Source organism: Amycolatopsis sp. NPDC004772, from assembly GCF_053601215.1.
This window is the reverse complement of sequence record NZ_JBSGBK010000087.1, coordinates 19,419-33,948: the sequence shown is the minus strand read 5'-3', so window position 1 is coordinate 33,948 and position 14,530 is coordinate 19,419. Positions and strand designations below refer to the sequence as shown.

The 14,530-nt window shown below is 72.2% G+C and carries 12 protein-coding genes; 10 read left to right on the top strand and 2 right to left on the bottom strand.

Annotated elements, in window-relative coordinates:
• Window positions 1–13: 13 nt before the first annotated feature.
• Window positions 14–898, bottom strand: a complete 885-nt coding sequence (locus ACWEF6_RS35205; protein WP_449686888.1) for a cytochrome P450 — start codon at window positions 896–898, stop codon at window positions 14–16.
• Window positions 899–928: 30 nt separating this feature from the next.
• Here ACWEF6_RS35205 and ACWEF6_RS35200 point away from each other — a divergent pair, with 30 nt between their 5' ends.
• The 5 genes from ACWEF6_RS35200 to ACWEF6_RS35180 all read left to right on the top strand — a co-directional run bounded on the left by ACWEF6_RS35200 (window position 929) and on the right by ACWEF6_RS35180 (window position 6,184).
• Window positions 929–2,458: a fatty acyl-AMP ligase gene (locus ACWEF6_RS35200; RefSeq protein WP_449686887.1), complete on the top strand. Its 1,530-nt coding sequence runs from the start codon at window positions 929–931 to the stop codon at window positions 2,456–2,458.
• The gene (locus ACWEF6_RS35195; RefSeq protein WP_449686886.1) at window positions 2,451–2,711 is read left to right on the top strand and encodes an acyl carrier protein; all 261 of its coding nucleotides are present in this window, start codon (window positions 2,451–2,453) and stop codon (window positions 2,709–2,711) included. The genes ACWEF6_RS35200 and ACWEF6_RS35195 overlap by 8 nt, the downstream gene beginning before the upstream one ends.
• A 152-nt stretch (window positions 2,712–2,863) precedes the next feature.
• Window positions 2,864–3,178, top strand: coding sequence for a hypothetical protein (locus tag ACWEF6_RS35190; RefSeq protein ID WP_310967640.1), 315 nt, complete (start codon window positions 2,864–2,866; stop codon window positions 3,176–3,178).
• A complete protein-coding gene (locus ACWEF6_RS35185; protein ID WP_449686885.1) occupies window positions 3,178–5,703 on the top strand; it encodes a WXG100 family type VII secretion target in 2,526 nt (841 codons plus the stop codon). The genes ACWEF6_RS35190 and ACWEF6_RS35185 overlap by 1 nt, the downstream gene beginning before the upstream one ends.
• Before the next feature lie 19 nt (window positions 5,704–5,722).
• Window positions 5,723–6,184 (top strand): hypothetical protein, encoded by a 462-nt coding sequence (locus tag ACWEF6_RS35180; RefSeq protein ID WP_449686884.1) that lies wholly within the window; start codon window positions 5,723–5,725, stop codon window positions 6,182–6,184.
• A gap of 16 nt (window positions 6,185–6,200) precedes the next feature.
• Here ACWEF6_RS35180 and ACWEF6_RS35175 read toward each other — a convergent pair whose 3' ends face one another.
• Window positions 6,201–7,019, bottom strand: coding sequence for a dienelactone hydrolase family protein (locus ACWEF6_RS35175; protein WP_449686883.1), 819 nt, complete (start codon window positions 7,017–7,019; stop codon window positions 6,201–6,203).
• Window positions 7,020–7,676: 657 nt separating this feature from the next.
• Here ACWEF6_RS35175 and glmS point away from each other — a divergent pair.
• The 5 genes from glmS (at window position 7,677) to ACWEF6_RS35150 (ending at window position 14,508) form a co-directional block, all read left to right on the top strand.
• Window positions 7,677–9,539, top strand: a complete 1,863-nt coding sequence (gene glmS / locus ACWEF6_RS35170; RefSeq protein ID WP_449686882.1) for a glutamine--fructose-6-phosphate transaminase (isomerizing) — start codon at window positions 7,677–7,679, stop codon at window positions 9,537–9,539.
• A gap of 14 nt (window positions 9,540–9,553) precedes the next feature.
• Window positions 9,554–10,993: an NAD(P)H-hydrate dehydratase gene (locus ACWEF6_RS35165; protein ID WP_449686881.1), complete on the top strand. Its 1,440-nt coding sequence runs from the start codon at window positions 9,554–9,556 to the stop codon at window positions 10,991–10,993.
• 163 nt (window positions 10,994–11,156) lie between these two features.
• Window positions 11,157–11,993: a DeoR/GlpR family DNA-binding transcription regulator gene (locus tag ACWEF6_RS35160; RefSeq protein ID WP_449686880.1), complete on the top strand. Its 837-nt coding sequence runs from the start codon at window positions 11,157–11,159 to the stop codon at window positions 11,991–11,993.
• Window positions 11,983–13,413, top strand: coding sequence for a xylulokinase (gene xylB, locus ACWEF6_RS35155; RefSeq protein ID WP_449686879.1), 1,431 nt, complete (start codon window positions 11,983–11,985; stop codon window positions 13,411–13,413). Before ACWEF6_RS35160 ends, xylB begins: the two co-directional genes overlap by 11 nt.
• Window positions 13,414–13,416: 3 nt before the next feature.
• Window positions 13,417–14,508, top strand: coding sequence for an ABC transporter ATP-binding protein (locus ACWEF6_RS35150; protein WP_449686878.1), 1,092 nt, complete (start codon window positions 13,417–13,419; stop codon window positions 14,506–14,508).
• Window positions 14,509–14,530 lie beyond the last annotated feature (22 nt).

Sequence of the window (14,530 nt, the reverse complement as noted above, 5' to 3'; positions counted from 1 at the left end):
GGTAAGGCGGGTTCTAACCCGCCTTACCACTCACGAGAACCTGCGCCGAGGCCAAGCCGTGGAACACCGGGTGGGTCTTCCAGCGCACTGCGCCCACCCGGCAGCCGCCGCCGAGGAGCTTCGCCAGTGCGGTGAGCGCGATCTCGCCCTCGGCCACCGCCATCCCGGACCCCGGGCACGCGTGCCGGCCGAGGCCGAACGGCAGGCCGTCGGTCAGCGCGATCGCCACCGGGCCGTCCGGGCCGAAGCGCAGCACGTACCGGGCCGGGCAGATCGCCGTCACCAGCTCCCGCACGGTCCGCGGGCCCGAAGCCGCGAGTTCCAGCCCGGCGCAGGCCAGGAAGTTCAGCGAGTTCTCGTAGGCCGCGTGGGCCAGCACCACGGCGTTGATCGTCAGCTCGTCCTCGTCGAGCCGGCCGGCCGCGCGGGCCTCCCGCAACGCCGTCAGCCCACCCGGCCCGGCCTCCGTCCGGCTCAGCTGCACGGCCAGCCGGAACGCCGACGCCTGCCCAGCTCGGTCGACGCCGCCGAAGACGTCCAGGTTCGCCGTCGTCGCCTCCAGGTGGTCCAGGAAGACGTCGTCCAGCTCGACCCCGAGCACCGCCGACGTCACCAGCCCGGCCACCGGCCGCGCGAAGTCGCGCACCAGGTCGAACACCGGCCCCAGCCCGGCCACCACGGTCTCGATCGACGTGCGCAGGGAGGCCGGGAACGGCTCCAGGCCGGCGATGATCTCCCGCAGCACCGCGCGCACGCGGGTGTGCTCTTCGCCGTCCCGCAGCAGCACGCTGGGGGAGCCGCCGCCGGGATCCGACGTCAGCTCGGGCGACCGCAGGGCCCGGGCGCACGCGTCGCGGCCGGAGACCACCGCGATGCCGTGCCGTTCGAACTCGTCCATCGCTTCGACACGGTAGGGCAGGATGGGCCCGTGCCGCCCGCAGAAGTCCCGGATGACGTCCTCGCCACGCCGTTCACGGACCACCTGCTCCGCAACGCCGGCGAAGACCGCCCCGCGTTCACCTGCCGCACCTTCCCCGGACCGGCCGACCACACGCTGACCTGGCCGCAGCTGCTCGCCCGCGTCCGCGGGGTCGCCCGCGAGCTGCGGCGCCGCACCCGGCCGGGCGACCGGGTGGCGATCGTCGCGCGGCAGGACCTCGGCTACGTCACCGGCTTCCTCGGGACGCTCTACGCGGGGCGGATCGCGGTGCCGCTGTCCGTCCCGACCGGCCGCACCGGCCGTGCGCGGATCGAGTCGGCGTTCGCCGACGCCACCCCGGCGGTGTGCCTCACGTCGAAGGACCTGGCCGGCCAGGTCCCGCCGGTCACCGTGCTGGTCCTCGACGACATCGAGCCCGACGAGACCGAGCCGCCCGCCGCGGTGGCGATGACCGATCCGGCGTACCTGCAGTACACGTCCGGCTCGACGCGCCGCCCGGCCGGCGCGGTGATCTCGCACCGCGCGCTGGTGGCCGCCTGCTGGCAGACCACGCGGTGCTACCGCGCCGACGCGTCGACCCCGCTGGCCGGCTGGGTGCCGTTCTTCCACGACATGGGCCTGGTCCTGCTCATCGGCACGCCCGTCTTCCTCGGCTCGCGGTCGGTCTTCTTCACACCGATGGAGTTCGTGCGCTACCCGCTGCGGTGGATCCGGCTGCTGGCCGAGCTCCCGGGCGTCGTCACCGCCGCGCCGAACTTCGCCTTCGACCTGGCGGCCGAAGCGGCGGGGGACCTCGAAGCCGTCGACCTCTCGCGGGTGAACTCGCTGCTCAACGGCAGCGAGCCGGTCCGCCCCGCCACCGTCGAGGCGTTCGAACGCGCCTTCGCCCCCTTCGGGCTGCCGCGGGCCGCGCACAAGCCGTGTTACGGGCTGGCCGAGGCGACGGTGTTCGTCACGAGCGCGGGCGACGAGGGGCCGACGATCACGGCGTTCGACGGCGAGCCGCGCGTGTCGGTGGGGCGGCCGTTCGGCCAGCGGATCCGCATTGTCGACAAAGAGATCCAGGTGTCCGGGCCGAACATCGCCGACGGCTACTGGGGCCGGGACGACGTGCTCGCCCCGGACGGCTGGCTGCGCACCGGCGACCTCGGCTTCGTCCACGACGGCGAGCTGTACGTCACCGGGCGGCTGAAGGACCTGATCATCGTCGACGGCCGCAACCACCACCCGCAGGACATCGAGGCCACCGTCGAGGCCGCGCACCCGGGCGTCCGGCGCGTCGCCGCGTTCGCCGTGCGGGACGGCCACGGCGAAGGTGTCGCGGTCGTGGCCGGGTGCGTCACCCGGGACGAGTCGGTCGAGACGGCCGTGCGGCGGGCCGTGTCCGCGGCCCACGACCTCCCGCTGCGGGCCCTGTGGCTGGTGCGGCCGGGCGAAGTGCCGCGGACCTCCAGCGGCAAGGTGTCCCGCGCCGCGGCCCGCGAACGCTGGTGGGGTGAGAATGGGCGCCATGAGTGACCCGGGGGCCTACGTCGACGAGATCCGGCGGATCATCGGCTTCGCGCTGGAGATCCCGCCCGAGCGGCTCGGCGAGACCACGCCGTTCGACGACCTCGGCCTGACGTCCCGGCAGCGGATCCAGCTGCTGTCCCGGGTCGAGGTGACCTACGGCGTCTCGGTCGACATCGACGAGCTCGACCGGCTGGTCGACATCCGCGGCGTCGCCGAGGTGATCTCCGAGGCGGTCGCCGCGCAGCGCGCCGGCGGGTGAGTCCCGGGCGGGTGCACTTCGCGGAAGCGCAGGTCCGGCGTCCGGGCGGACGCTAGACTCTGTGTGCATCTGCGACGGCACCGAACGGTGTCCGGGCGCGTCACAGTCCCGGAACGTCAGCGCGGAGTGCGGGATCGAAGGGGGCAGCGACCATGCCGAACGGCTACGAAGCGAGTTCGGAGGCGATGACGCGGGCGCAGATCCGCCTGGCGGACGTCGCCGACGACCCGGCGAACGAAGCGAAGAAGGTCGCGCCGACCGAAATCATCGCGGGGGACTTCGGTCGCGTGCACCAGGAGAGCTTCGGCAAGTACAAGGCCGGGATGGACGAGATCGGCGCGGGCATGACCGGGCTGTCGAACGCCCTGCTCAACCTGGGCAGCGGGATCGGGTCGGCCGGCGCCAAGTACACCGCGCAGGAAGCGAACGCCGGCGCGACGGCGAACCAGGCCGGGGGTAACCGCTGATGGCCGAATGGGCTGAGATCAAGAAGGTCCTCGACGACCCGAACGTCTCGATGGAAGCCAAGTCCAAGCTGATGGAGGAGTACAGCGAGGACACGGTCAACTTCAACGAAGAAGAAGAGGCGTACGCCGCCAAGTACATCGAGAACTACACCGACAGCGTCAGCTTCAACGACGACTGGCTGCCGGGTTCGTCGTCCGATGTCGACGAAGCGCTGAAGGAAGCGCAGCAGGAAGCGGCGGCGAAGAAGCAGGAACACGAGCGCGACACCGCCGCGCGGGACCAGGCGAAGAAGAACCTCGACGGCATCGGCACGCCGACGCTGGGGGCCGGCGCGAAGAGTTCCGACGAGCAGCTCGACCAGGGCAACGTCGCGGTCGACATGCTGGCGAAGTGGACCGACGAGGTCTGGAACCAGATCAAGGGCGACAACCCGAAGAAGGATTCCCAGAAGGAGCTCAAGGACAAGTTCCACGAGAACCGCGGGATCCAGTACCAGAAGTTCCTCGGCGACGCCGACGACCTGAGCAAGGCGCACAAGGTCGTCGAGGACGCGCTGACGAAGAGCGACACCGAGCTCCAGACCCTCTTCGACGCGTGGAAGGGCAAGGGCGCCAACGCGGCGGAGATCAAGTACGACGAGACGATCAAGCCGCACGCCAAGGAGCTGTCGGCGCAGATCGACGGCGCGGCGAAGCTGATCCCGCAGACCGTCACGCACGTCTTCGACGCCGTCAAGAAGAAGGTCGACGAGGTCCTGCAGCTGCACCGCCCGGTGATCGCCGAGGCCGACATCCCGATGGCCAAGGACGTCCTCAAGGTCGCCAACGGCGAGACCGAGGAATTCGACGACTTCATGAAGGTCGCCGGCTGGATCGACGCCGTGAACGCCAAGCACGGCAACAATTCGAACCTCGCCGAGCGCCTGCAGAACGACGACGGCTGCTTCAACGACGAGAACATCACCTACGGCCGGAACGTCTGCCGCTACTGGCGTGACGGGGCCTTCTCGACCGAGTACCGGAGCCTGATCGCCGCGTTCGACGGGTCCTGCAAGGCCGCCAAGGACACGATCGACCAGCAGTTCGGCGCGCTCGCGCGGTACATGGACGGCTACCGCAACCAGCTCACCGAGGCCAAGAACGAAGGCGGCGGCGACCAGACCGGGAACACCGGCAACACGGGCAACACCGGAAATACCGGCAACACGGGCACCGGTAGCACCGGCAGCACGGGGAGCACCGGCACCGGGAGCACGGGCAGCACCGGCAGCGGCTCCACGACGCCGTCGGCGGCCGAGCCTCCGAAGGCCGAGGAGCCCGCGAAGCCCGACGAGGGCAAGAACCCGATCACCGGCAAGCCCCTGGAGGTCGACCCGTCGACCGGCGAGCCGTACCCGATCGACCCCAAGACCGGCGAAGCCATCAAGGACATGGACGACACGGACACGGTGTCGGTCAAGAAGGGCGACAACACGATCACGATGTCCGAGCCCGATAAGGAGGGCAAGCAGGACATCTCCGTGGACGACGGCCAGGGCCACAAGAAGGACTACCACCTCGACTGGGGTGACGACGACAAGGCCAAGGACGGTGCGGGCAAAGACGCCGCCGCCGACGGGGACAAGGCGTCCTTCGGGCCGCAGGGCAGCCAGCAGGCGGTCAAGGAAGGGCAGCCTTCGGCCGACGGCTCCTACAAGCCGGGCCCGGACGGCAAGATCCACATCCAGGACGGCAACCTCAAGATCACCGCGGAGCGGCCGGAGGGCCCGGACGGCCCGACGATCGTGACGGTCGACGACGGCAAGGGCGAGCCGACCACCTACACCCTGGACGAGAAGGACGACCCCAAGGCCGGGGACCTCAAGGGGGACGGCCTCAAGGCGGACGTCAAGCCGGTGGCCGTCGGCGCGGACATCCCGCACGACGCGAACGCCGAGTCCCCGCTGACGAAGGACCCCGCGCCGCCGAACCCCGACCCGGGCTTCACCCGCAGCGAAGGGGCCGGCGGGTTCACCGCGCCCGGCGGCTTCGAGGGCGACCTCGGCGGCGGGGGCGGCAGCGTCGGGGCCGAGCCCGCGGTGGCGACCGCCGACGCGGGTGCGTCGGCCGGCACTTCCGCAGACGCGACCACGACGGCGGGGGCGAGCAACTTCGGTTCGGCCGTCACCGGCGGCGGGTCGCCGGACTTCGCCGGGGCCGTCTCGCTCGACCCGGGCGCCCAGACGGGCAGCGACGCCTCACTCCCGATGTCCGACGGCGGCGGCGGGCTCGGCGCGACCCCGGTCGACGCCGGCCTGCACCAGGCGACCGCGAGCTCGTCGGGCATGAGCGGGATGTCCGGCATGGGCGGGATGGGGATGATGGGCGGCATGGGCGGCGCGCCGGGCGGTGGCGGCGGCGACCAGCAGCGCGGGCCGAGCCAGTACCGCATCGAGGGTGGCGTGTTCGAGACCAGCGGCGCGAAGGGCCGGATCAGCGGCTCGCTCGACGACGAGGGTGACCGTTCGATCCGGTACGACCGGTGACGAGGGCCGAGGAGGGCCGATGAGCAGCGCCGAAGACCGGTATCGCGCGGCGATCTCGACGATGGACGCGGCGGCGCGGGAGCAGGACGAGCAGCGCGGGCTGCGCGAACGCCGGCTCGCCGAGGCCCAGCAGCAGGCGCGCGAGGGCATGCGGCAGGAGCTGGCCGCCGCGCAGAAGTACGCCGAGCACATGGACGAGCTCAACAAACGCAAGCAGAGCGCGGGTGGCTGGGCGACGGAGAAGACGCTGGCCGACAAGTCCCGCGAGTCGCTGATGGAGTTCGGCGTCCACGACGAAGAGGCGGACACCGGCTACACGAACTACCCGACGCCGAGCTACGGCACCCCGGCCGCGGCGGCCCCGCCGCGCCCGGAACCGGCGCCGGAGCCCCCGCCCGCGCCCGAACCGCCGCGGCGGGGCAGGCACGCGCGTCAGCCGGACGACGAGGACGACTTCTCCAGCACGAGCTGGCTGGTCTGACCCGGGCCCGCCTGCGTCAGCGGGCGGGCTCTTCTTCGCGCTCGATGGGGGCGCGCTTGACGTCCGCCTCGAGCAGCGGCCGGTACTTGTCGGTGCCGGTCAGGTGGGTGAGGAAGAAGGCGGTGAACAGCGCGCGCGTGACCTGCTGCGTCTTGCGGTGCGGCTTGCCGTGCATGAACAGCTGCGACCAGTGCCGGCCCTCGGTGACGCCCAGGTGGGACGCCTTGCCGAGGAACCGCAGCTGGACGTCATCGCCACCCCAGGCCCCGGCGATCGCCTCGGCGTGCGCGACGGCGGGGGCGACCAGGTCGTCTTCGGCGGCGAGGTGCAGGCCGGGAACGGTGATCGCCTTGGCCGACTCGGTGGCCGGCGGGAGCGTCTGAGCCGCGGTGATGGTGGCGACGGCCTTGATCTTCTTGCTCTCGGCTTCCTGCGCCGCGGCCAGGACGGCGGACCCGCCACCGGTCGAGTGCCCGGCGAGGCCGAGCTTGCCGGGATCGACACTGATGCCGTCCGGCCCGAGCCGCACGGTGGTGACGACGTCGAGCGTGGTCAGCAGGTCGGCGGCGAGCAGCCGGTGCGAGGGCAGGGGACCCCGTTGCGTGGCCGGCGCGGCGGCGACGATGCCCCAGCTGGCGAGGTGCCGCAGCAGCTCCCGGTACCGATCGGGCGGCTGCAGCCACCCGTGCCCGAAGGCGACGGCGGGCAGCCCGAGCCCGGCGCGCGGCGTGAAGACCACGCCGGGCAGCCCGACCAGGGCGAGGTTGCCCCGCAGGACCTCGTGCGGACCCGGGTGCGTCAACTCCGCGAGCAGCTGCTTGGGCTTGCTGGCCATGCGGGGAACCCTACTGTGCGAGCCCACCCCCGGCGCGCCCGCCGCCCCGGCGCGCCGCTCGCCACCCGCGGCTGCCAAGTCGGCTCGTGGCTGGTCGCTCCTCGGGCCCGGGCCGCTCGCGGACTCCGCCTGCCCCCGTGCGCCGCTCAACCCGGCGGCATCGCATCCCGCCTGCCCCTTGCGGCTGCCCAGCCGGCTCCCGGTTGCCTCACCGCCCGACGCGAACGGAACGCTGACGGCACAGTCGGCCCCCACCCAGATCCCCCCACCACCCCGATACGAAGCCAAAAACGCGGACGGTAGTGCCGTGTCAAGGCATCTTTCCCGCCTTGACACGGTGCTGCCGTCCGTAGTCACAATCAGGCTTCGGGGTGGTGGCCAACGACTCGCCAGAACCCAGCGGCCGCCCCAAGCCGCACCAGAGCCCCCAGCGGGCTGCTTCGATGTGCCGCCCGGCGTGGTCGCCCAGTGCGCTGCGCAACCCGCCCGCGGGGGCGCCCCCCGTCTTCCACTCTACCGGCGGCCACCGACAGTTCCGCCCGCCCAAGCACCCGCCGCACCGCATTGGTTCGAACCACCACAGCCGCATACCTGCAGGTCGGAGGCCGTGAGCCCACCCCGTCAACCCGCTGAATGTCCCTCGTTACGCTGGTGTGCGTGTGTGGAATCGTGGGATATGTCGGGCACCGCCCGGCTCTGGACGTCGTCCTCGGTGGGCTCCGGCGCATGGAGTACCGCGGTTACGACTCCGCCGGTGTCGCGGTCCTCGACGGCGCCGGCGCGCTGACCGTCGAGCGCAAGGCCGGCCGGCTGGCCAACCTGGAGACGCGGCTCGACGAGGTCGGCCGCGAGCACTTCGGCGGCACTGCCGGCATGGGGCACACCCGCTGGGCCACCCACGGCGCCCCGATCGACCGCAACTCGCACCCGCACCGGGACGCCTCGCAGCGCGTCGCCGTCGTGCACAACGGCATCATCGAGAACTTCGCCGCCCTGCGTGCCGAGCTGGAAGCCGACGGCGTCGAGATGGCCAGCGACACCGACAGCGAGACCGCCGCGCACCTCATCGCCCGCGCGTACACCGACGGCGACACCAAGGGCGATCTCACCGCCAGCGTCGCCGCCGTCTGCCGGCGGCTCGAAGGGGCGTTCACCCTGGTCGTGACGCACGCCGACCAGCCGGACACGATCGTCGCCGCGCGCCGGTCGTCGCCGCTGGTCGTCGGGGTCGGGGACGGTGAGCACTTCGTCGCCTCCGACGTCGCCGCGTTCATCGAGCACACGCGCGAGGCCGTCGAACTCGGGCAGGACCAGCTCGTCGTCATCACCCGCGAGGGCTACGACGTCCTGGACTTCCACGGCGACGCCGCCCAGGCCAAGCCGTTCACCGTCGACTGGGACCTCTCCGCCGCCGAAAAGGGCGGCCACGAGTACTTCATGCTCAAGGAGATCGAGGAGCAGCCCGAGGCCCTGGCCAACACGCTGCGCGGCCACTTCGAGTCCGGCCGCATCATCCTCGACGAGCAGCGCATCTCCGACCAGGACCTCCGCGACGTCGACAAGGTCTTCGTCGTCGCCTGCGGCTCGGCCTACCACTCCGGCCTGGTCGCCAAGTACGCCATCGAACACTGGACGCGGCTGCCGGTCGAGGTCGAGCTCGCCTCCGAGTTCCGCTACCGCGACCCGGTCCTCGACCGCGACACGCTCGTCGTCGCCGTCTCCCAGTCCGGCGAGACGGCGGACACGCTCGAAGCCGTCCGGCACGCGCGCGAGCAGAAGGCCCGCGTCCTCGCCGTCTGCAACACCAACGGCGCGCAGATCCCGCGCGAGTCCGACGCCGTCCTCTACACCCACGCCGGGCCCGAGATCGGCGTCGCCTCGACCAAGGCGTTCCTCGCCCAGATCGCGGCCAACTACCTGGTCGGCCTGGCGCTGGCGCAGGCCCGCGGCACGAAGTACCCGGACGAGGTCGCCCGCGAGTTCGCCGAGCTGGAGGCCATGCCCGCGGCCGTCCAAAAGGTACTGTCCACTGTGGAGCAGGTGCGCGACCTCGGCCGCCGCATCGCCGACTCCAAGGCCGTCCTCTTCCTCGGCCGCCATGTCGGCTTCCCGGTCGCCCTCGAAGGCGCGCTGAAGCTCAAGGAACTCGCGTACATGCACGCCGAGGGCTTCGCGGCCGGCGAGCTCAAGCACGGCCCCATTGCGCTGATCGAGGACGGCCTGCCGGTCGTCGTCGTGATGCCCTCGCCCAAGGGCCGCGCGGTGCTGCACTCCAAGCTCGTGTCGAACATCAGCGAGATCCAGGCGCGCGGCGCCCGCACGATCGTCATCGCCGAAGAGGGCGACGAAACGGTCCGGCCGTTCGCCGACGAGCTCATCGAGGTCCCCGCGGTGCCGACGCTGCTCCAGCCGCTGGTGTCCACCGTGCCGTTGCAGGTGCTCGCCGCGGAGATCGCCCGCACCCGCGGGTACGACGTCGACAAGCCGCGTAACCTGGCGAAGTCCGTCACAGTCGAGTAAGCGGAGGCCCCGCCGTGCAGGGAATCTGGACCACGGAACGGATTCGCGAGGCGGAGGGGCGGGCGTTCGCCGTCACGCCCGAGGGCGAGCTGATGCGGCGGGCGTCGTTCGGGCTCGCGGTGCAGATCGCGGACCTCCTGGAGGACCACACCGGCGGCGTTTCCGGCCGCCGGGTCGTCCTGCTGGCCGGCTCCGGCGACAACGGCGGCGACGCGCTGTGGGCCGGGGCGTTCCTGCGCCGCCGCGGGGTCGCGGTCACGGCCATCCTGCTCAAGCCCGAGAAAGCGCACGCAAAAGGCCTCGGGGCGCTCAAGCGGGCCGGCGGTCGCGCGGTGCCCGCCGCGGACGGTCCACAGTGGATCGCGCAGGCCGACGTCGTCGTGGACGGCATCATCGGCATCTCGGGCAAAGGCGCCCTGCGCCCCGACGCCGCGCGGCTGGTCGAGCTGGTCGAGGCCCCGATCGTGGCGGTCGACCTGCCCAGCGGTGTCGACCCGGACACCGGCGCGGTCGACGGTCCCGCCGTCAAAGCCGCCCGCACGGTGACCTTCGGCGCGCTCAAGCCGGTCCACGCCCTTGCGCCCGCCCACTGCGGCGAGGTCGTCCTCGTCGACATCGGCCTCGAGCTGGCCGACCCCGATCTCCGGCGCCTCGACATCGTGGACGTCGCCGCGGCCTGGCCGGTGCCCGGGCCGGAGGACGACAAGTACAGCCAGGGCGTGGTCGGCGTCGCGGCGGGTTCGGCGACGTACCCGGGCGCGGCGGTGCTGGCCGCGGGCTCGGCCGTCCGCGCGACCTCGGGTCTCGTGCGCTACGCGGGCCACGCGGCGGACGTCGTCCGCGCGCAGTGGCCGGAGGTCATCGCGACCGGCACGGTCGCCGACGCGGGCCGGGTCCAGGCGTGGGTGGTCGGGCCGGGCATCGGCACCGGCGCGGAGGGCCGGGACGTGCTCCGTCACGTCCTCGGCCAGGGCGTCCCGGTCTGCGCGGACGCCGACGCGACGACGATCATCGCGAAGTCCCCGGACGTCCTGGACGCCCGCGACCCGGACACCCCGCTGGTCCTGACCCCGCACGCGGGCGAGTACGAGCGCCTGATGGGCCGGAAGCCCGGCGCGGACCGCGTGACGGCGGCGCGCGAAGCGGCGAAGAAGTACAACGCGGTGGTGCTCCTGAAGGGCCACTGCACGGTGATCGCCGCCCCGGACGGCCGGGTCGCGGTCAACACCCCGCGCGGCGCCTGGCTGGCCACGGCCGGCTCGGGCGACGTCCTGTCGGGCCTGGTGGGCGCTCTGCTGGCGGCCGGCCTCGACCCTTGGCTGGCCGCGGCGGCCGCGGCCCACGTGCACTCGCTGGCAGGCGCGATCGCGGCCCAGAACGCCCCGACCTCGGCATCCGGCCTGGTCCACGCGATCCCGGAGGCCATCCGCTCGATCCGCTCGCTGACGTCCTGACCGGCCCCAAGCGCCCCAATGTGGCGTTGGTTGCGCTCAACGCACCGAACGCCACATTGGGTGCGTTGGACGCACCCAACGCCACATTGGGGCGCTTGAGGTCGTGCGAACAGTTATCGAGTTCTCTGTTAACTTTGCGCGATAAATCTGGTAAGAATGCCGTATGAGCGGCGGCACAACATCGACGGGCGACCGGAAGACCCGGCCGTCCGATGCCGTCGTCGAGCAGCGGCGGCAGGACATCCTCGACCACGTCATCGAGCAGGGTGAAGCCCGGATCGACGACCTGACGTCGAAGTTCAAGGTCAGCTTGATGACCATCCACCGCGACCTCGACGACCTGGCCGAACGCCGGCTCCTGCGCAAGCTGCGCGGCAAGGTCGAGGCCTACCCGGCGCTCACCATCGAGTCCGCCGCCCGCTTCCGTGACACGCTCCACCACGGCGAGAAGGAAGCCCTCGGCCAGGCCGCCGCGAACCACGTGCAGCCCGGCCAGACCGTCTTCGTCGACGACTCCACGACCCTCCTCCCGCTGGTCAAGCGGCTCGCCGAGATCGACGCCCTCACCGTCGTCACCAACTCGCTGCACGCCGCCCGGCTGCTCGGCCCCGAGGTCGAGGTCGTCCTCGCGGGCGGCCGCTACAGCCACGAGTACGACTCCTGCGCCGGCCCCGAGGTGCTCAACCTGCTCGACTCGATCCGCGCGGACGTCTCGTTCGTCTCGGTCACCGCCGTCGCCGTCGGGCGCCTCTTCCACCCCGACCGCGACTACGCCGAGCTCAAGAAGGCCGCGCTGAAGGTCGCGAACCAGACCGTCCTCGTCGTCGACCACTCGAAGTTCGGCCGCACCGCCACCTACGCGCACGGTGACGTCGGCGACTACGACCTGCTGATCACGGGCCAAGCCACGCCCACCGAGGAGATCGAGGCCGCGCTGAACGCGGGCACCGCGATCGAGATCGTCGAACACGTCGCAGAGGGGCAGCCCTATGACAGCTGAACTGGTCGCCGGCATCGACTCGTCCACCCAGTCGACCAAGGTCGTCGTGTGTGACGCCGAAACCGGCGAGATCGTCCGCACCGGCCGCGCGCCGCACCCCGACGGCACCGAGGTCGACCCCGCCGCCTGGTGGGACGCCTTCCAGGAGGCCACGAGCGGCGTGCTCGACGGCGTCCGGGCCATCGGCGTCGGCGGGCAGCAGCACGGCATGGTCACCCTCGACGAAGACGGCGAGGTCGTGCGGCCCGCGCTGCTCTGGAACGACACCCGCTCCGCGCAGGCGGCGCTCGACCTGATCGAAGAGCTCGGCGGACCTTCGGCCTGGGCGAAGTCCGTCGGCTCGGTGCCGGTGGCCAGCTTCACCGTGACGAAGCTGCGCTGGCTGGCCGAAAACGAGCCGAAGCTCGCCGACCGCGTGGCGCGCGTGCTGCTGCCGCACGACTGGCTGACCTGGAAGCTCACCGGCGGCGACCCGGTCACCGACCGCGGCGACGCCTCCGGCACCGGCTACTTCTCGCCGACCGACAACGCCTACCGCCTCGACGTCCTGAGCCACGCCTTCGGCGGCCGGACGCCGGAGCTGCCCACCGTGCTCGGCCCGGCCGACACCGCCGGCCACACCCCGGACGGCATCCTGGTCTCCGCCGGCACCGGCGACAACATGGCCGCCGCGCTGGGCCTGGAGCTCAAGCCCGGTGACGCCGTCGTCTCGCTCGGCACCAGCGGCACGGTGTTCGGCGTCGCCGAGACCGGCGCGGCCGACATCAGCGGCGAGGTCGCCGGGTTCGCCGACGCCACCGGCCGCTTCCTCCCGCTCGCCTGCACCCTCAACGCCGCCCGCGTCCTCACCGCGACGGCCGCGATGCTCGGCGCGACGCTCAGCGAGTTCGACCGCCTCGCCCTGGCCGCCGAGCCCGGCGCCGGCGGGCTGACCTTCCTGCCGTACCTGGACGGCGAGCGCACCCCGAACCTGCCCGGCGCCACCGGATCGCTGGCCGGGCTGACCCGGGACAACATGACCCCGGAGAACCTCGCGCGCAGTGCCGTCGAAGGCATGCTCTGCGGCCTGGCCGCCGGCCTCGACGCGGTGCGCGCGCACGGCCTCGACGTCCGGCGCGTGCTGCTGATCGGCGGGGGCGCGCAGTCGCGGGCCGTCCGCGCGGTCGCGCCGCTGGTGTTCGGGGTGCCCGTGCAGCTGCCCGAAGTCGCCGAGTACGTCGCCCTCGGCGCGGCCCGGCAGGCGGCGTGGGCGCTGGCTTCCAGTGCGGAACCCCCGTCCTGGCGGGAGAACCAGAAGCTTCGGCTCGAGCTGGACGAGCCGACCGAGGCGCAGCGCGCCGCGGGCCACCGGATCCAGCAGCGCCACCTCGAAGCCCGCGAAGCGGCTTACGGGGTCCGGCGGAATCTCGGAGAGGACTGACCGATGGCTTCCATCACCTACGACAAGGCGACCCGCCGCTACGCGGGTTCGGAGCGCCCCGCGGTCGACGCGCTGGACCTGGAGATCGCCGACGGCGAGTTCCTCGTGCTGGTCGGCCCGTCCGGCTGCGGCAAGTCGACCAGCCTGCGCATGCTGGCCGGCCTCGAGGACATCGACGACGGCGCCGTCTGGATCGGCGACCGCGACGTCACCCAGCTGCCGCCGCGCTCGCGCGACATCGCGATGGTGTTCCAGAACTACGCGCTGTACCCGCACATGACGGTCGCGCAGAACATGGGCTTCGCGCTGAAGATCGCCGGGCGGCCCGCGTCCGAGATCAAGCAGAAGGTCCTGGAGGCCGCGAAGCTGCTGGACATCGAGCAGTACCTCGACCGCAAGCCGAAGGCGCTCTCCGGTGGTCAGCGCCAGCGCGTCGCGATGGGCCGCGCGATCGTGCGCGAGCCGCAGGTCTTCCTGATGGACGAGCCGCTGTCGAACCTCGACGCCAAGCTGCGCGTGTCGACGCGTACGCAGATCGCCGCGCTCCAGCGCCGCCTCGGCGTCACGACCGTGTACGTCACGCACGACCAGGTCGAGGCCATGACGATGGGTGACCGCGTCGCGGTGCTGTCGGACGGCCTGCTGCAGCAGTGCGACACCCCGCGCGCGCTGTACGACAAGCCCGCAAACGCTTTCGTCGCGGGCTTCATCGGCTCGCCGGCGATGAACCTGGTGACCGCGAAGCTGACGGCGGACGGCGCCGAGCTGGGCGGCGGCAGCGTGGCCCTGACCCGCGAGGTCATCGCCGCGGCCGACGGCGACACGGTGACCCTCGGCTTCCGGCCGGAGTCCCTGGAAGTGACCACCGAGGGCGACAGCTCGGTGCCGATCAAGGTGGACCTGGTCGAGGAGCTCGGCTCGGACGCGTACGTCTACGGCAAGCTGGCCGAGACCGACGCCGAGGGCACGAAGTCCAACATCGTCGCCCGCGTCGACCCGCGCACGCCGCCGGCCATGGGCGACACCGTCCACCTGCGGATCCGGCCGGACGAGCTGCACGTGTTCTCCGCCACGTCCGGGGCGCGCCTGCCCTGACCTCGGGACATGGGAAACTGGA